The organism is Streptomyces sp. Rer75 (assembly GCF_013414305.1).
GTDB lineage: Bacteria > Actinomycetota > Actinomycetes > Streptomycetales > Streptomycetaceae > Streptomyces > Streptomyces himastatinicus.
In genome coordinates this window covers 9165993-9183884 of record NZ_CP058693.1, presented here as the reverse complement: position 1 = coordinate 9183884, position 17892 = coordinate 9165993, and the positions used below count along the sequence as shown (strand labels likewise).

Genomic DNA, 17892 nt, shown 5'->3' with positions numbered 1-17892 from the left:
GGGGCGGGCCACCGGGGCGGGCCTCAGGCGACGCGGGCCAGATCCGCATGCCGCACCTCGTGGGCCAACGGCAGCCCCGCCGCCAGGCGTTCCAGCTCCTCGGCGACGACGCGGCCGAGGCGGGCCAGCTCGTTGCCGAGCGAACCCGCGATGTGCGGGGTGAGGAACACGTTGGGCAGCGTGTACAGCGGGGATCCGGCGGGCAGCGGTTCGGGGTCGGTGACGTCCAGGACCGCGCTCAGGCGGCCCGCGACCAGCTCGTCGGTGAGGGCCCGGGTGTCGACCAGCGCGCCCCGGGAGGTGTTGATCAGCACGCCGCCGTCCCTGATGAGGGCGAGTCTCGCGCGGTCCAGCATCCGGTGGGTCTCGGGGATGTCGGGGGCGTGCAGGCTCACGATGTCGCTGCGGCGCAGCAGCTCCTCCAGCGGCAGTGGCTCGGCGCCGAGCGCGGCGGCTTCGGCGGCGTCCACGTAGGGGTCGTACAGCGAGACGGAGAAGTCGAACGGCCGCAGCAGTTCCAGGAGTCGGCGGCCCACCCGGGAGGCGCCGATGACGCCCACCCGGCGGCCCAGGTTGCCGATGGCCGCGGTCTCGGCGGGGGTCGGGTGGGCGTGGGTGTCCCGGAAGCGTTCACGGTGTGCGAGGGCGTCCTTGCCCGCGAGCAGGATCATGGCGAGGGTGTACTCCGCGACCGGCAGCGCGTTGTCGGTGACCGCGCTGGACACGGTGATTCCGCCGTCCCACAGGGCGTCGCCGATCAGTGAGCGCACGGAGCCCGCGGCGTGCAGGACGGTGCGCAGCTTCGGCGCCGCGGCGAGGGCGTCGGCGTCGAGGCGGGGGCAGCCCCAGCCGGTGATCAGCACCTCGGCCCGGGCCAGCGCGGGGGCGGCTGCGGGGTCGGTGAGGTCCCGTACGACGAGCGCGGTGTCGATCTCGGCCACCTGCCGGAGCCGGTCCATGAGCGGCGGCGGGAAGAGCAGCGGGAGGTGCACCGGGTCCATGGCGAACACGGCTCTCGGCGGCTGGGCACTGGTCATGACTCTCCTGAGGCGCCGGGGAAACGGTTTCAGAAAGCGTCTTCTAACGTAGATCTGACGGGGAGGCGGGTCAATCGGCAGGCCGTACGCCGCCGAGGCGACCGATCCTTTCGAAAGTGCACCCGGACCCTTGACTCCGTTTCCGGGCAGGGCAGAAGCTCTGGCCACTTGGCCGCAGTAACCGGTTTCCGTTTTCCACTGCGCAGGGAGTCAGCCATGAATCCACCCTTGTCCCGTCGCGCCACCCTTCAGGCGGCAGGGGCCACCGTGTTCGCCGCGGGCCTGACCGGCACCACCGCCACGGCCGCCACCGCCGCCCGGGCCGGTGAGACCGGTGGCGCGGCACGGCTCGTCACCTATCCGGTGCCGGCGGGAGCCCCGGTGAAGACCGACAGCTTCACCGTCAAGGTCCGCCCCCCCGGCGGCAGATGGTGCAGGCTCGGCACCTATCTGGCCACCCTGAACCTGGTCGACACCACCACCGGCAGCGGTCGGCAGCAGAATTCGACGCTCGCGTACTTCGACTTCTCGGGCGGCGTCGAGGTCGAGGTGACCTGCCTCAAGGGCGGTGTCGAGACGGTGCGCGTCCGGCCCGACTCGTACGGCATCACTCCCGAGGTGCGCGGAAACACCGCCCGGTTCCGGCTCACCGAGCCGCGCAACCTCATCGTGCAGGCCGACGACCAGATCTTCGACTGTCTGCACCTGCTCGCCCGCCCCCTGGAGACGGACCGCCCGGCCGCGGACGATCCGGACGTCATCCACTTCGGCCCCGGCGTGCACACCACCCCCGGAGGCACCCTGACCGTGCCCTCCGGCAAGACCGTCCATCTGGACGGCGGTGCCGTACTGAAGGCCCGAGTGATCTTCAAGGACGTCGAGAACGCGGGGCTCACCGGACGCGGTGTCATCCACGCGGCGCCCGGCGGCGGCGCCACCGTCGAGGGGTCGAAGAACATCACCATCGGCGCCGTGACGATGCTCAACCCGGGCGGATACGCCGTCACCATCGGCGAGTCCGAGCACATCACCCTCACCGGAATGGCCGCCTTCAGCTCCAAGGGCAACGGCGACGGCATCGACGTCTTCTCCAGCTCCGACGTCACGATCGACGGTGTCTTCATGCGCAACGCCGACGACTGCGTGGCCATCTACGCCCACCGCTGGGACTACTACGGGGACACCCGGAACATCACCGTCAAGAACTCCACCCTGTGGGCCGACGTGGCGCATCCCATCAACGTGGGCACACACGGCAACAGCGACGCGCCCGAGGTGCTGGAGAACCTGACCTTCAGCAACCTCGACATCTGTGACCACCGCGAACCCCAGACCGGCTACCAGGGCTGTATCGCCCTCAACCCCGGCGACAGCAACCTCATCAGGAACGTGCGCATCGACGGCGTCCGCGTCGAGGACTTCCGGCAGGGCCAGCTCATCCATATGCGGGTCATGTACAACACGAAGTACAACACCTCGGTGGGCCGCGGCATCGAGGACGTGTACGTCAAGGACCTCAGCTACGGCGGCACCCACGGCAGCCCGTGTCTGCTGCTCGGTTACGACGCCGAGCACGCCATCAAGAACGTGACCTTCGAAAACCTGGTGGTGGGCGGCACGGTCATCGCCGACAGCATGCGGAAGCCGACCTGGTACGTGGCCGCGGACTTCGTCCCCATGCACGTCAACGAGCATGTGACGAACCTCAGGTTCCTCACCACCGCCGAGGCCGCCGCGTCATGACGGCCCCCGCACCGAACCGCCGGGGCTTCCTCGGCGGCGCCGCGGCCCTGCTGCTCGCGCCGGGCGCGACCGGCCTCGCCGCACCCGGGGGGGCGCGGGCCGCGGAGAACCGCGGCGGGAGCCGGACCTTCACCCACCCCGGGCTGCTGCACGGCGCCGCCGACCTGGCGCGGATGAAGGCCGCGGTCGCCGCCGGGGAACCCCCGGTCCACGACGGGTATCTGGCGCTCGCCGCAAGTCCCCGCTCGTCGTCCGCGTACACCGTGCGCAACACCGGCCAGATCACCTCCTGGGGCCGCGGTCCGGCCCGGTTCATGAACGAGGCCGTCGCCGACTCCGCCGCCGCCTACCAGAACGCGCTCATGTGGTGTGTCACCGGCGACCGAGCCCACGCCGACAAGGCCCGCGACATCCTGGACGCCTGGTCGGCGTCGCTCACCGCCATCACCGGAGCGGACGGCCCCCTCGGCGCCGGGCTCCAGGCCTTCCTGTTCCTCAACGCGGCCGAGCTGCTGCGGCACACCGGCTACGACGGCTGGGGCACGGCGGCCGTCGCGCGCTGCGAAGAGTCCTTTCTGCGCGTCTGGTATCCGGCGGTGTCCGGCTACATGCTCTACGCCAACGGCAACTGGGACCTCACGGCGGTCCAGACCGTCCTGTCCATCGGGGTGTTCTGCGAGGAGCCGACGCTCTTCGAGGACGCGCTGCGGTACGCGGCGGCCGGCGCGGGCAACGGCAGCGTCCCGCACCGCGTCGTCACCGCCGCCGGCCAGGGTCAGGAGAGCGGCCGTGACCAGGGCCATGAGCAGCTCGCGGTGGGCCTGCTCGGCGACGCCGCCCAGGTGGCCTGGAACCAGGGCGTCGACCTGTGGGGCTGCGACGGCAACCGGATCCTGGCGAACGTCGAGTACGCCGCCCGCTACAACCTCGGCGACGACGTGCCCTTCTCCCCCGACCTGGACCGCACCGGCAAGTACCTCAAGACAGCGGTGTCGGCCACGGCGCGCGGCACCCTGCCACCGGTCTACGAGAGGGCGTACGCGCACTACGCGGGCGTACGCGGCCTTAGCCCCCCGCACACGAAGCGCGCCGTCTTCCGCGGTCCCGGCGGCGCCCGCGCCGTCGAGGGCGGCAACGACGACCTGCCGGGCTGGGGCACGCTCACCTACGCCGGGGCGAAGGCCACCCCCGCCGCGCCGACGGCGCCCGCCGGGCTCACCGCCACCGGCGCCCGCCACGCCGTCACCCTGGCGTGGCTGCCGTCCGCGTGGGCGACCGGCTACACGGTCCGGCGCGCCACCGGCCCCGACGGGCCGTACGAGCGGATCGCCTCCGGGGTCGCCACACCGGCGTACACGGACCGGGCCGTGCGGACGGGGCGGACCTACTACTACACGGTCGACGCCACCAACTCCCGGGGCACGAGCGGCAGTTCCGGCTGGGTGGCGGCGACGGCCGGGCTGCCCGGGCCCTGGTCGGCCCGGGACGTGGGCACACCGCGCATTCCGGGCTCCGCCACCTTCGACGGCGAGCGCTTCGTCCTGGAGGCGGGCGGCACCGCGGACAGCTGCCGTCTGGTGCATCTGCCGCTGCACGGCGACGGCACGGTCACCGCGCGGATCGTGTGGCCGCTCAGCTCGCAGTACTCCACGATCGGCGTCACGGTCCGCGGCTCCCTCGACGCGGACGCCCCGTACGCCTCGATGCTGATCCAGGGGCTGCCGCTGCACACCTGGAGCGGTGTGTGGACCGTACGCCGCTCGGCCGGGGCTCCCGTCTCGGCCACCGGCAGCACCCCCGTACCACCGTCCCAGCGGCAGGCCATCACCACCGCCGCGGCGTTCCCGATCTCCGACCTCGGCACCCTGCCCACGTCGGCCACGCCCCTGGAGGCCCCCTGCGTCGAGGGCGCGGGCGACGGCTACCGGCTGCGAGCCCCGTACTGGGTGCGGGTGACCCGCCGGGGCGGCCGCTGCACCGGTGCCATCTCCCCGGACGGCGAGCGGTGGACCGAGGTGGGCTCGACCGAGGTCCGGCTCGGGCGCACCGCGTACGCGGGCCTCGCCCTGGCCTCCTGCCTGGGCGTCGACGAGGCGTACGCCGAGACCGGCACCGGCGCCTTCGACAACGTCACCGTGACCTCCCCGGCCGGGCCGCTGTGGACCGTGCCCCGCCCGGTGCGCACCGCCACCGGCCTGCGGGCGAGGGCCGCGGCCGACGCCGTCGAGCTGGCCTGGACCGACCCGGACCCCGCGGCCCGGTACACGGTGCTGCGGGCCGTACGCGCCCACGGCCCGTACGAGACCGTCGCCACCGGCGTCGGCCCGGTGGGCTTCGGCACCCGCGTCCGGTACGCGGACGCCACCGGGACACCCGGGGTGACGTACCACTACGCCGTGGCGAAGACGAACCGCGGCGGGCGCGGGCCGCTGTCACCGACCGCGAGCGCGCGCATGCCGACCCCTTCGGTGCCCCAACTCACCTCGGCCGACATCGTGTTCGCGAACCGTGGTGTCCCGTTCCGCCATCTCCTCCGCGCCACGCACGAACCGGTACGGTTCACCGCGACCGGCCTGCCCCGGGCCTTGCACATCGACGAACACACCGGGCTGATCTCCGGACGGCCCTCGGCGAGCGGCACCTTCACACTCACCACCGGCGCGGGCAACGCGTCCGGCACCGCCACCGGCACCCTCACCCTCGACGTCGGCACACCGCCGCCCGCGCCCTGGTCGTACGGCGACCTCGGCGATCCGGTCCTCGACGAGCGTGCCTTCGGCACGTACGGCGTGGTGGCCGTCCGCACCCCCGGGAGCACCGCGTACGACGCGGGGACGTTCACCGTGCGCGGCGCCGGGACCGATCTCACCGTCAACGGGCAGGGGATGACGGGACAGTTCGTGCGCCGGTACGTCAACGGGGACTGCGAGATCACCGCCCGGCTCGTCTCGCGGACCGGTGCCACAGCAGCCGACCGTGTCGGGCTGCTCATGGCCAAGTCCCTGTCGCCGTTCGACCAGGCGGCCGGGGCGATCGTCACCGGCGGGAGCACCGCGCAGCTCATGCTGCGCCCGGTGGTGGCGGGCCCGTCCGTCTTCACCGGAGACGGCCGCCTCACCGGAGACGGCCGCCTCACCCTGCCCTGTCTGCTGCGGCTGAAGCGCACCGGGACCGCCTTCGCCGCGGCCGCGTCCACCGACGACGGCGCCACCTGGGTCCCCCTCGCCGAGGGCACCGTCCCCGGCTTCGGTGACGCCCCGTACCACGTGGGCCTCGTGGTCTGCTCCCGTGACCCGCTGGCCCGCACCACCACGCGGTTCGACCGCGTGCGCCTCACTACCCCCCAGAGCGGAGACCCCCAGCGATGAGCCGCGACCACTCCCCCACTCCCCCGCCCGCACACCGGCCGACCCGCCGCACCCTGCTGCGGTCCGCGGGCGGCCTCACCGCCGCCCTCGCCGTCGGCGCCGGAGCGACCGCCGCCACCGGCGGCAGCGCGGGCGCCGCGCCCGCCACCTTCACCCACCCGGGCGCGCTGCACGCCTACGGCGAACTCAACCGCGCCAAGGTGCGGGTCGCCGCGGGCGCCGAGCCGTGGCTGTCCGGATGGAACCGCCTGACCGCCAACCGCCACTCCGCGAGCACCTGGGCCCCCAATCCGCAGAAGACCATCATCCGCGGCGGGACCGGCGAGAACTACGGCATCCTCTACAACGACATCCACGCCGCCTACCAGAACGCCCTGCGCTGGAAGATCGCGGGCACCACCGCCCACGGCGACACCGCCGTCACGATCCTCAACGCCTGGTCGGCCACCCTCACCACCCTCACCGGCAACGCGGACCGCTTCCTGGCCGCCGGGCTCTACGGCTACCAGTTCGCCAACGCGGCCGAACTCATGCGCGGCTACAGCGGATTCGACCTCGGCCGCTTCCAGACGATGATGCGGAACGTCTTCTACCCGCTCAACAACCAGTTCCTCAACCAGCACAACGACGCCTGCATCACCAACTACTGGGCCAACTGGGACCTGTGCACCATGAACTCGATCCTCGCCATCGGGATCCTGTGCGACGACGCCGCGAAGTACGACCAAGCGGTGAACTACTTCAAGAGCGGCGCGGGCAACGGCTCCCTCCGCCACGCCGTCCCGTTTGTGTACGACAACGTCGACGGCTACGCCCTCGGCCAGTGGCAGGAGTCCGGCCGGGACCAGGGCCACACCATGATGGGCATGGGCCAGATGGGCGCCTTCTGCGAAATGGCCTGGTCCCAGGGCGACGACCTGTACGGCTACGACGGCAACCGCTTCATGAAGGCCGCCCAGTACGTCGCCAAGTACAACCTCGGCCACGAGGTGCCCTTCACCACCTACACCTGGGGCACCGGCCAGAACTGCGCCCAGCGGTCGCACACCGTGATCTCCGCCGCGAGCCGTGGCCAGGTCCGGCCCGTCTGGGACCTCCTGTACTACCACTACGGCCGCAGGCGCGGTCTGGACGTGCCGTACATCAAGGCCATCGCCGAGAGCGTCCGGCCCGAGGGCGGCGGCGGTGACTACGGCTCGACCAGCGGCGGTTTCGACCAGACCGGCTTCGGCACCCTGCTGTACGCCAAGTAGCCGCACGGCCTGTACGCCACGTGACCACGCGGCGACCCGGCCCGGCCCGGCGACCCGCGTGGCCGGGCCGGTTCACCTCCTGGCTACCCTGAATTCCCGAGCTGGGCCCTCCTCACTGCTGACGGCGCCTGAGCCACCGACGACAGCGAACAGGAGAACGGCCCGACATGAACGCCCGTGTCCGCATTCCCTCACGCAGCACCCTGCGCCACTGGGGGCGCCGCGCGGCCCTCGGCCTGGGGCTGGTGGTCTCGGGGCTGGTGGCGCTCGTCACACTCGGCACGCTCGTCCCGGCCGTTCCCGTACTCGGCTACTACGCGACCACCTGGGTCGGGCCGCGGCCGCTGTGGTACGTGGTCTTCGGCCTGCTCATCGCCGCGGGCGCGGTGGTGGCGTGGAAGCGCGGGAAGCGCAGGACGGCGGTGTGGACCACCGCCACCTCGGCCATCACCGCCATCGGCGCGGCCACCGTGCTGACCACGCAGCTGCTCTACGCCCACTCCCAGAACGTGCCGGTGTCCGCCGCCGACGTCCTGGCCGTCGACCAGCCCACGGCGCCGCCGGACCATGTGATCGGCTTCGACCGCGTCGAGGGCCGCACGCTCAGGGCCGGGCTGTGGACGCCGCGCGCGGAAGATCAGCAGGGCGACAAGCCCATGGTGGTGTGGATCCACGGCGGCGGGTTCGCCACCGGCAGCCGGTCCCAGCGGGCGGGCGACTACCGCTGGCTCGCGAACCACGGCTACCCCGTCCTGTCCATCGACTACCGGCTCACGCCGCCACCGCGCTGGAAGGACGCCTCCGACGACGTCGTCTGCGCCATGTCCCGGCTCGCCAGGCTGGCCCGCCCGTACGGCGTCGACACCTCCCACACCGTGCTGGTGGGCGGCTCCGCGGGCGGGAGCCTCGCGCTGAACGTCGCGTACGGGCTGAAAACCGGCCGCATCGCCAGCAGCTGCACCGCACGGCTGCCCGCCCCGCCGGTCGCCGTCGCCGGGTTCTACCCCGCCGCGGACCTCAAGGGCACGTGGCAGGACAACGGCCTCCTGGGCTACGGACGCGAGATCACCGAGGGCTACACCGGCGGCACCCCCGCCCAGTACCCCGAGCGCTACGCCTACGCCTCCGCCGTCAACCGCGTCCGCCCCGGGCTGATGCCGTCCCTCCTGGTCACCGGCGCCTCCGACCACCTCATCCGGGAGTCCCGGGTCCGCGGGCTCGCCGACCGGCTGCGGCAGGCCAAGGACGACGTCCGGTTCAACGCCATCCCCTACAGCGACCACGCCTTCGACGACACGTACCACAGCATCGCCGGCGCGGTCGGCCGCAACCTCCTCCTGCGCTTCCTGAACGGCACCGCCTAGTCAGTCGGCGTCGACCCGCGCGGCCACGTCCACGAGCGTGGCGTGGCCGGGCGCCTCGCGGGCGTACGTGTCGGAGAGGGCGCGGGCGAATCGGGCGCGTAGCTGCCGGGGGAGTACCGCGTTCACAGGAGGCTCAGCCGGGGGTCGTGGCGAGCGGGGAGTCGACGCGGGCGCCGAAGGCCCCGGTCGTCCAGGTCACGAACTCCCCCGCCGCCTCGCGGATGGCGTCGACGGCCGCGGGCACCAGCGGGTTGGGGTCGGTGGACCGGTGCACGGCGAGGACCTTGCGGCGCGGGCCGCGGGTCCGCATGCGGCGCATCGTGATCGCCCGGTCGATGCCGAGGGAGAGCGCGGGGACCAGCGCGACACCGAGGTTCTCCCGCACGATGCCGCGGATGACGTCGTAGTCGTTGCTGGTGAAGCGGACTTCGGGGCGGAAGCCGGACTGGGCGCAGAGCCGCAGGAGGTTGTGGTGGGCGGCGGTGCCCTCGTCGTTGGTGACCCAGATGGCGCCGGAGAGTTCGCGCAGGTCCACGTGGTGCGCGTCGGCGGTGTGCTGTTCCGGGCCGCAGAGGATGAGCAGTTCCTCGTCGAGGATCGGGCGGAGCGTCAGTTCACCGGGCCAGGTCTCGGGGACGAGATCGTACTCGTAGACGAGGCCGAGGTCCGCCCGGCCCTCGCACACGGCCAGGGCCACGTCCGTGGGGTCGCCGTCGTTCTGAAGGGTGATCTCGGCGTCGGGCAGCCGGGCGACCAGCCTGCGCAGCGCCTTGGGCAGGAGCTGGGCGCTCACGGTCGGGAACGCGGCCACCCTGAGCCGTCCCCGGTTGCCGTCGGCGTACGCGCGGATGTCCTCCTCGGCCTCCTCCAGCCGGGACAGCAGGGCGGTGGCGTGGCGGCCCATCTGGAGGGCGGCCGTGGTGGGCCACAGGTTGCGCGGGCCGCGTTCGAAGAGCCGCACGCCCAGCGCCCGTTCCAGCGCGGCGATCTGCTGGGACACCGCGGAGGTGGTGTAGCCGAGCTCCTTGGCGGCCCCGCTGAGCGAGCCGGTGGACAGCACCGCCTGGAGGGTCTGGAGATGCACCATGTTCAGCATGATCATGTCCCGGGTGCCGTCGGCTCCGCGCAGCCGCCGTGCAGCCATCGGATGAGGGTGAGCGCGTCCCAGACGGGGCGGCCGGTGGCGGCCTTGATGGCGGCGGAGTAGGGCGGGAGGTTGGTGCATTCGAGGACGAACGCGCCGATGTCGGGGTGCTCGCCGAGCACGGCCTGTGCCGCGGCCACCACCTCGGCCTCCGCGCGCGGCACGTCGAGGGTCTCGTCGTCGCCGGTGAGCACGTGGAAGAGGTGCTCGGTGTGTTCCAGACCGGCGAGGTGGACGCGGTCGCGCAGCGCGGGCCCGACGCCGACCGCCTGGAGATGGGCGTCGGTGAGCGTGCTCGCGTTGACCGTGAGCACACAGCACCTCTGGTCGTGGCGCAGCGTCTGGAGCACCAGGGGGACCTGGAGGAGGCTGGAGGTGGCCACCGGGACCCGCAGGGCGTCGGCGAGTTCCGGCTGATGAACGGCGAGGAAACCGCAGCAGGTGGTCACGGCGGCCGCCCCGGCGTCCTGGAGGCCGGTGGCGGCGGCCGTGAGCGCGGGCAGCAGGCCCTCGGCCGAGCGCTCCACCACCTGGCGGGTGCCGGCCCCCGGCGCGACCGCCATGGCGACGGGGAAGTCGAAGCTGGCGGGGTTGCCCACGTCACCGGCCGGGCGGGGAATCCGGTTGTCCAGCATGACGATCCCGATGTCCGCCATCGTCTCTACTCCTTCGTCAGCGCGGTGCGGTGGGTCTCCTCGAGCGCTATCACGCAGATCAGCGAGATGACCGCCGCCCCGATCACATACCAGGAGACTGCCATGCCCGATCCGGTGGCGGACACCAGCGCGGCGGCGACCAGTGCCGCCGGTGCCCCGGCGACCACGCTGGACATCTGGTACGCCACGGAGGCTCCGGTGTAGCGGTAGCGGGTGGGGTACTGCTCGGCGTACAGGACGCTGTTGAGCGCCCCGGTGGGACCGTAGCCGCACACCAGCGCCAGGATGATCGCCAGCGCGATGAGATACGGGTTGCGCGTGTCCAGCAGCCAGAAGAAGGGGATCGCGAACAGGGCGATGAACAGGGTGCCCGCGAAGTACACCGGGCGGCGTCCGATCCGGTCCGACAGCGCGGCGTACAGCGGCATCGCCGGGAGCAGCAGCGCGGCGCCGATGAGCACCCCGCTCAGCGCCCAGGACTGCGGCAGTCCCAGATCGCCTTCGACGTAGGACAGCGAGTACACGGTGAAGAGGTAGTAGCCGATCGTGGACGCGGCCTGCACGAAGATCAGCAGAAGGGTCTGCTTCTTGGCGTGGCGCAGGACCTCCGCGAGGGGCAGCTTCGGCCGCCTCCGCGCGTCCTTGAGCGCCTGGAACTCGGGTTCGGGCAGCCGTTTCCGCAGGTAGAGGCCGAAGGCCACGAGCAGTCCGCTGAAGAGGAACGGGATCCGCCAGCCCCAGCTGAGGAACTGCTCCTCCGGCAGCAGCGAGAACAGCGCCACCATGCCCGCCGAGGCCAGCTGCCCCGCCGGTACGCCGAGCTGGCATGCCGACGCGTACAGCCCGCGGCGTTCTGTGGGGGCGCTTTCGACGATGAGCAGCGCCGCGCCACCCCATTCGCCGCCGAGTCCGATGCCCTGGAGCATGCGCAGGAACACCAGCAGGATCGGGGCGAGGACACCGACCTGTCCGACGGTGGGCAGCAGCCCGATCGCGAAGGTGCCGATACCCATGATCAGCAGGGTGGCCACCAGCGCCTGCCTGCGGCTGAGCCGGTCGCCGAAGTGGCCGAAGACGACGCCGCCGAGGGGCCGGAAGAAGAACGCGACACCGAACGTGGCCAGGGAGGTCAGGGTGCCCGCGGTGGAGCCGAGGTCGGAGAAGAACACCTTGGGGAACACCACGGCGGCGGCGCTGCCGTAGAGGAAGTAGTCGTACCACTCGATGGCGGTGCCGGTGAAGCTCGCCCGGGCGGCCCGCATGGCGGTCGGATGGTCGACCGTGGGCGCGGCGGAATCAGGGGGCGTGGGGAGTACTGCGTGAGCCTCCATGAGCGGATCCTTCCGGGAACCTGCACGTGCTGTGAAGAGGGCGGACGATGGAAGGGGGATACGGCGGGGGCACGTACACGGGACGGCCGACGGCGGGGTCAGTACACGGGACGGCCGGTGGACCGTCCGGTCAGCACGGCCTCCCAGGGCGCGACGGGCGGCGGCGCGTCCTTGTGCTCGGGTACGGGGACGTGGACGACCGACGGCCCCTGGCGGCCGACGGACTCCTTGACCAGCACGTCCAGCTGGTCGAGCGTGGTGGCCCTGGCGCCCGGGAGGCCCATGCCGGTGGCCAGCGGGACCGGGTCGATCGGCCCGGGGTCCACCCCGAAGTAGCGCCGTTCGAGGAACAGGTGCTGGAGCATTTTGATCCAGCCCATCGAGGTGTTGTCCAGCACGACGTAGGTGATGGGGAGCGCGAGGCGGGCCGCGGTCTCCCAGTCGCCGACGCCCATGGCCAGGCTGCCCTCGGTGGTGACGCACAGGACGCGCTCGCCCGGGTGGGCGACGGCCACGCCGATCGCCGCGGGGATGGCGTAGCCCATCGGCCCGTGGCCACGGGGGATCACCACCCGCCACCCCTCCCCCGCGCTCTCCCAGTACGCCGAGAGGTTCGGCGTCGGGGTGCCGGGGTCGGCCACCACCCAGGCCCGCGGGCCGAACACCCGGTGCAGGGCCCGGATCACCTCGCGGGGCTGGAGCCGTCCCTCGCCCGGGTCCGGCAGTTCGTCGGCGGCGGTGCGCGCCCAGGCGTCCCGTACGGCGGCGATGTCCGCCTCCCGTGCCGCCCGGGCCGCGGCGGGGGCGGCCGGGAGCCGGTCGCGCAGCTGGTCCAGCACGGTCGCCGCGTCACCGACGAGGGGCACGCTGCCGGGGAAGTTGCGGCCCGCGCGGGAGGCGTCCGTGTCGATCTGCGCCACCCGGACACCGGGGTCGCGGGGCGGGGAGGTGTAGCCGTTGGTGTCGGTGGAATTGGCCCGGCTGCCCACGATGAGAACGGCGTCGGCACCGGCCAGGTAGTCGTTGGCGTAGCCGCGGCAGCCGTTGCCGCCCGCGACGCCGAGGGAGAGCGGATGGTCCTCCGGGACCGCGCCCTTGCCGTGGATCGTGGTGGCCACCGGGAGCGCGCCGTGCTCGGCGAGCGCGAGCAGTTCCCGCCAGGCGCCCGAGGCGTGGACACCGCCGCCCGCGAAGACCACGGGCCGCTCCGCGCGCGCCAGGTCCGCGGCGACACCCGCGACGGCGAACTCGGAGGCGCCGGGGCGGGCCGCCGGGAGGACCGGGTCGCCCTCGGGAACGGCGGCCGCCGCGTGTTCCTCCAGGACGTCCTCGGGGAAGATCAGCGCGACCGGCCCGGGGCGGCCGCCGGTGGCGGTGGCGACGGCCTCCGCGACCAGCGCGGGGATGTCCGCGGCGCGCTCCGCGGTACGGCACCACGTGGTGACGGCGCCGAAGAGGGCTTCCTGGTCGATCTCGGTGATGGCGCCGGAGCCACGGCTGCGCCGGTGGATGTCACTGGTGATCGCCAGGACCGGCACGCTGGAGGCGTACGCCTCGCCCAGGCCACCGGCCAGGTAGACGGCGCCGCCGCCGCTGGACGCCTCGCACACGCCGATCCGCCGGTGGGTCCTGGCGTAGCCGTCGGCCATGTAGCCCGCGTGCCGTTCGTCCCGGGCGAGTATGTGGCGCAGGGCGCCGGTGTGCCGCGCGAACACGTCGTACAGGATGACGCCGGTGTCGCCGGGGACGCCGAAGACGGTGTCGACGCCGTGCCGGACGAGCGTCGCGACGAGCAGTTCGGCCCCGGTCGGATTCGTATCGCAAGCCATGGCGGGCTCCGTTCGGAAGACGGATCGGAAGACAGCTCGGAAAGCGGCTCGGAAAGCGGCTCGGAAGACGGCTCAGAAGACGGCGGTTTCGAGTTCGAGAGCCCGATCCGTGAACCGGGACAGCCGCAGCGCGGAGAGGTCCAGGGGCGGAGCGCCCGTCAGCCACCACTCTGCGAGCGCCGCGCCGACCGCCGGGGACTGCATGAAGCCGTGGCCGGAGAAGCCCGCCGCGACCCACAGCCCGGGCACCTGGTCGACCGGGCCGACGATCGCGTGGTCGTCGGCGGTCATCTCCCGCAGCCCGGCCCAGCCCCGGGTGACCTCCAGCCCTTCCAGCGGGGGGAAGCGGTGGGACAGCGCACCGGCCAGGGACTCGACCCGCGACCAGTCCACCGTCGCCTGTTCGCTGCTGGGTGCGTCGCGGTCGTTGCCGCCGACGATCGCCGTCCCGGCCGCCTCGGGGTGCACATACGCGCCACTGGCCATGTCGACGGCGAGCGGCAGCCCGCCGTGCAGGGCGGGCAGCGGGCCGGTGGCGAACGCCTGCCGGGGGTGCGGCCGTACGGGGATGTCCACCCCGCACAGCCGCCCCACCCCGCGGACCTGCGGCCCCGCGGCGAGCACGACCAGCTCGGCGTCGAGCGTGCCGTCCGCGGTCCGGACGCCGCGTACCGCGCCGTCGGCGTCCGTGACGATCCCGCGGAACTCGGTGTGCGGCCGGACCTCCGCCCCACGGGCGCGCGCTCCGCGCAGATATCCGGCGACGGCGTCGGCCGGGGAACCGGACCCGTCGTCGGCGGAGTAGGTGGCGCCCAGCAGGTCGTCGGTCCGGATCCCGGGAAAGAGGTCTGCCGCCTGCTGCGGGTCGAGCATCGTCACGTCGACGCCGAGGGACCGCTGGAGTTCCGCGTTCTTCTCGAAGGTACGGAGGGTGGCGGGGTCCGATATGAGGAAGAGGTAACCGTGCTGCCGGAAATGCATCGGCGCGCCGGTCATTTCCTCGAAGTCGCGCCAGAACGGGAGCGAGCGGCGCACCAGCTCGATATTCACACGCGTCGAGAACTGCTGCCGGATACCTCCGGTCCCGTACGCCGTCGTACCTTCTCCCGGTCGTCCCCGTTCCACCACGGTGATATCGCGGTATCCGCGTTCGCTCAGGTGGAAGGCGATGGAGGTACCGATCACGCCGCCGCCGACAATGATGACGCGGCCGCCGTTCAGCGTTTCCCGGCGCAGTTGGAACCTCCTGAAGGGCGTGCGGGTCACGGTGTTGCGTCAGTTGTAGACCCGGCTCCCACGGCGGACAAGAGGCACGAGATGCAGTGATACTTCACGCGCCGTAAAGCGTTCGTTCACCTCTCACCCGGAGAGGAATTCAGAAAGCACGTGAGTACGCCTCGGGAAAGGGAGTCGGCATCACCTCACGGCGCGGCGTCGCCCCGCTCCGTGGCCCGCGTGAGCACCTCCGGCAGATCGCCCAGCTGGTCCAGCCCCCGCACCGCCTGGGCCATGCGGTGGTTCCCGGCCAGGCGCTCCCGGTGCCGGTGCAGAAAGGACCAGTAGCCGGTGGTGTACGGGCAGGCCCGGTCACCGGTCCGGTCGCCCGGGCGGTAGGCGCAGGGGCCGCACAGGTCGCTCATCCTGTTGATGTACGCCCCGCCGGAGGTGTACGGCTTGGTCGTCATGAGCCCGCCATCGGCGTACTGCGACATGCCGACGACGTTCGGCAGCATCACCCAGTCGTAGCCGTCGACGAAGCAGCGGTGGAACCAGTCGGTGACCGCCACCGGGTCCCAGCCGTCCTGGAGCGCGCGGCTGCCGAGCACCATCAGCCGGGGGATGTGGTGGGTCCACCCGGTGTCCCGGACCTGGGCCAGCACCGTGGCCAGGCAGCGCGCGGTCACCGCGTCGGCGTCCAGCTCCAGGAACCAGCCGGGCAGCGGGGCGGTGTGGCGCAGGGCGTTGCGGCCGCGGTAGTCCTCGCCGAAGTGCCAGTACAGATGCCAGACGTACTCCCGCCATCCGGCGATCTGCCGTACGAACCCCTCGGCACCGGCCAGCGGCGCGGCACCGTCGCGCCACGCGCTCTCCGCCCGGTCCACGCACTCGGCCGGGTGCAGCAGCCCGAGGTTGAGCGGTGCCGACAGGCGGCTGTGGCACATGACCGGGTCCGCCGCGAGCATCGCGTCCTCGTACGGCCCGAAGCAGGGCAGCCGGTGGGTCACGAAGTGGCGCAGCGACGCGAGCGCCTCGCGCCGGGTGGCGGGGAAGTGCCGCGGACCGTCGCGGCCGACGAAGGAGACCGTGCCGTCGCGTTCCCAGCGGTCCAGGTCGTGCCGTACCCGGTCGTCGATCTCGTCCTCGTCGGGGCGCCAGGGTCCGCGGGTGTCGAGGGTCCGTGCCCCGCGCGGCGGCGGTTCGCGGTTCTGGTCGTCGAAGTTCCACCGGCCGCCCGCGGGCTCGTCGCCCTCCATCAGCAGTTCGTGCTCGCGGCGCACCCAGCGGTAGAAGTCCTCCATCCGCAGCCGTCCGCGGGCGTGCTCCCCGGCCCACGTGGCGAAGTCCGCCATCGTCACCAGGAAGCCCTTCGCGGGCAGCACGTCGACCTGGCCGAGCGAGCCGACCAGTTCCAGCGCCCGGCGGGAGGTCGGGTGGCAGACCGTCACCCGGTCCCGTCCGGCGGCCTCGGCCAGCCCCTCGCGGTAGGTCCGGGCCCGGACGTACCGCACCCTGTCGCCGAGTTCGGCGGCCCGGTGGCGCATCGCCGACAGCAGCAGATGCGCCTTGGCCCGGTGGAAGCGGCGGCGGCTCAGCACCGACCTCGCCTCGATCATGATCAGTGGGGCCTGGGCGTCGGGGCCGTGGTGGCGGTGGTCGGCGAAGTGCGGGCCGAGCTGATCGCCGAAGAGCCAGTGCTGACGTGTCGTCCGTGTCGTCATGGTTCGAACGCCTTCCCGCGAACACCGATATGTCAGGCTATGCGCCGCGGTCATCCACCCGTCCGCGACGCGCCACGCACCGCCTTCCGGCCCCCGCCCGACCGCCCAGCGACCGGCGGACAGACAGTACTGACATCGGATTTAAGGCTTTTGATCACTTGGGGCGTTCCCGCCCGTGTTCCGCCGGAAGCCCCGACAATGTGCGCATGGCCGAACACTGGAAGCGAAAGCTGGACCGGCTCCACGCGGATCTGGTGCGGCGCGACGACCCCGCCGCATGGGTGACCGAAGCCGACGCCGTGGACGCGTCCTCCCGCTATCCGCATCTCGCCCTCCGCGGGCCCGTCTTCGGCCTGGCCGTTCAGGACCCCGCCGCCGGGGAGCACTGGCGTCTGGTGAAGCCGGTGACCAGCGGCACGCCCCAGGAGGCCCGGGACGATCTGAACTCGCTCCTGTGGTTCAAGGCCAAGGACGACACCGACGCCCCCGTCACCCGCCGCGCACTGCTCGCCGCGGTGGCCCGGCTCGAGAAGAAGCCGCTGAACGAGGTGTCCGTGCTCGGCGTGCGCTACCGGGTGGTGCGCGGGGACGAGTTCGCCCGCACCGGCGAGCACAACCTGGAGCCGCCGCGGCCCACCGACCCGGAACCGTCCCTCATCTCCTGGGACGGACGGCACGAGGCCCGGTCGCCCGACACGGGCTTCGTCCTGGACCCCGAGCAGGACGAGGCCGGGCTGATGGCGGGCGCCATGAAGCTGGCGCTGAGCACCTTCGCCTACACCGGCCCCCGGTTCCCCGCCATCGTGCGCAAGCACTCCGAGCGGGCCGTCACCACCCATCCCGACATCGTCCTGCTGCCCGTCGGCTTCGGCGTGGCCGAGCGCGCCGGGCAGCGGTGGCGGCCGCAGAGCGCCCTGATGCCCACGCCGCACGACGCGCGGCGGCTGCTCTACCAGGGGATGGCCGAGATGTGGCCGCTGCTGTACGAGTTCGGCGAGCGCAAGAGGGCGGTGTACGCACAGGCCGCCGAGGAATTCAGGCGCGCCCGCCGGGCCGACGAGGCCCGCGTGGACGGCCGCCTGTTCCGGATCTGCCGCATCGAGCGGATGGTGCGCAGCGGCCGCGACGGGCCGGAGCCGCCGCGCCCCTCGGACCTCGACGACTACGGCCCCATGAAGATGCACCCGACCATGGACGAGCACGGCACCCTCCACGACAACGGCTGAAC

13 protein-coding genes are annotated in these 17892 nt (G+C 72.5%); 5 read left to right on the top strand and 8 right to left on the bottom strand.

Features of this window, described 5'->3' with window-relative positions:
• Positions 1-23: 23 nt before the first annotated feature.
• Positions 24-1037, bottom strand: a complete 1014-nt coding sequence (locus HYQ63_RS38945; protein WP_179938424.1) for a hydroxyacid dehydrogenase — start codon at positions 1035-1037, stop codon at positions 24-26.
• Between the two features lie 216 nt (positions 1038-1253).
• Between HYQ63_RS38945 and HYQ63_RS38940 the strand changes: the two genes are divergently transcribed.
• From HYQ63_RS38940 to HYQ63_RS38925, 4 genes are all read left to right on the top strand, one after another.
• Positions 1254-2780 (top strand): glycosyl hydrolase family 28 protein, encoded by a 1527-nt coding sequence (locus tag HYQ63_RS38940; RefSeq protein ID WP_179938422.1) that lies wholly within the window; start codon positions 1254-1256, stop codon positions 2778-2780.
• On the top strand, positions 2777-6148 hold the full coding sequence (locus tag HYQ63_RS38935) for an alginate lyase family protein (protein WP_179938420.1): 3372 nt from the start codon (positions 2777-2779) through the stop codon (positions 6146-6148). The genes HYQ63_RS38940 and HYQ63_RS38935 overlap by 4 nt, the downstream gene beginning before the upstream one ends.
• The gene (locus tag HYQ63_RS38930) at positions 6145-7401 is read left to right on the top strand and encodes an alginate lyase family protein (protein WP_179938418.1); all 1257 of its coding nucleotides are present in this window, start codon (positions 6145-6147) and stop codon (positions 7399-7401) included. Before HYQ63_RS38935 ends, HYQ63_RS38930 begins: the two co-directional genes overlap by 4 nt.
• Positions 7402-7568: 167 nt before the next feature.
• Positions 7569-8765: an alpha/beta hydrolase gene (locus HYQ63_RS38925; protein WP_179938416.1), complete on the top strand. Its 1197-nt coding sequence runs from the start codon at positions 7569-7571 to the stop codon at positions 8763-8765.
• On the opposite strand, the gene HYQ63_RS45320 is transcribed toward HYQ63_RS38925, so the two are convergent.
• The 7 genes from HYQ63_RS45320 to HYQ63_RS38895 all read right to left on the bottom strand — a co-directional run bounded on the left by HYQ63_RS45320 (position 8766) and on the right by HYQ63_RS38895 (position 16664).
• Positions 8766-8891, bottom strand: coding sequence for a hypothetical protein (locus HYQ63_RS45320; protein WP_257232437.1), 126 nt, complete (start codon positions 8889-8891; stop codon positions 8766-8768).
• A 7-nt stretch (positions 8892-8898) separates the two neighbouring features.
• Positions 8899-9909 carry a LysR family transcriptional regulator gene (locus tag HYQ63_RS38920; protein WP_179938414.1) on the bottom strand — a complete coding sequence of 337 codons (1011 nt, stop codon included), beginning with the start codon at positions 9907-9909 and terminating at the stop codon, positions 8899-8901.
• The gene (locus HYQ63_RS38915) at positions 9864-10565 is read right to left on the bottom strand and encodes an aspartate/glutamate racemase family protein (protein ID WP_179938412.1); all 702 of its coding nucleotides are present in this window, start codon (positions 10563-10565) and stop codon (positions 9864-9866) included. Before HYQ63_RS38915 ends, HYQ63_RS38920 begins: the two co-directional genes overlap by 46 nt.
• 5 nt (positions 10566-10570) lie before the next feature.
• Positions 10571-11896: an MFS transporter gene (locus HYQ63_RS38910; protein WP_179938410.1), complete on the bottom strand. Its 1326-nt coding sequence runs from the start codon at positions 11894-11896 to the stop codon at positions 10571-10573.
• Positions 11897-11994: 98 nt separating this feature from the next.
• Entirely contained in the window at positions 11995-13725 is a 1731-nt protein-coding gene (locus HYQ63_RS38905; RefSeq protein ID WP_179938408.1) for a thiamine pyrophosphate-binding protein, read from the bottom strand.
• 72 nt (positions 13726-13797) lie between these two features.
• Positions 13798-14910: an FAD-binding oxidoreductase gene (locus tag HYQ63_RS38900; RefSeq protein WP_218929617.1), complete on the bottom strand. Its 1113-nt coding sequence runs from the start codon at positions 14908-14910 to the stop codon at positions 13798-13800.
• Between the two features lie 236 nt (positions 14911-15146).
• Positions 15147-16664, bottom strand: coding sequence for a cryptochrome/photolyase family protein (locus tag HYQ63_RS38895; protein WP_179938406.1), 1518 nt, complete (start codon positions 16662-16664; stop codon positions 15147-15149).
• A 206-nt stretch (positions 16665-16870) separates the two neighbouring features.
• On the opposite strand from HYQ63_RS38895, the gene HYQ63_RS38890 reads away from it, so the two are divergent.
• Positions 16871-17890, top strand: coding sequence for a DUF5954 family protein (locus tag HYQ63_RS38890; RefSeq protein ID WP_179938405.1), 1020 nt, complete (start codon positions 16871-16873; stop codon positions 17888-17890).
• Positions 17891-17892: the final 2 nt, after the last annotated feature.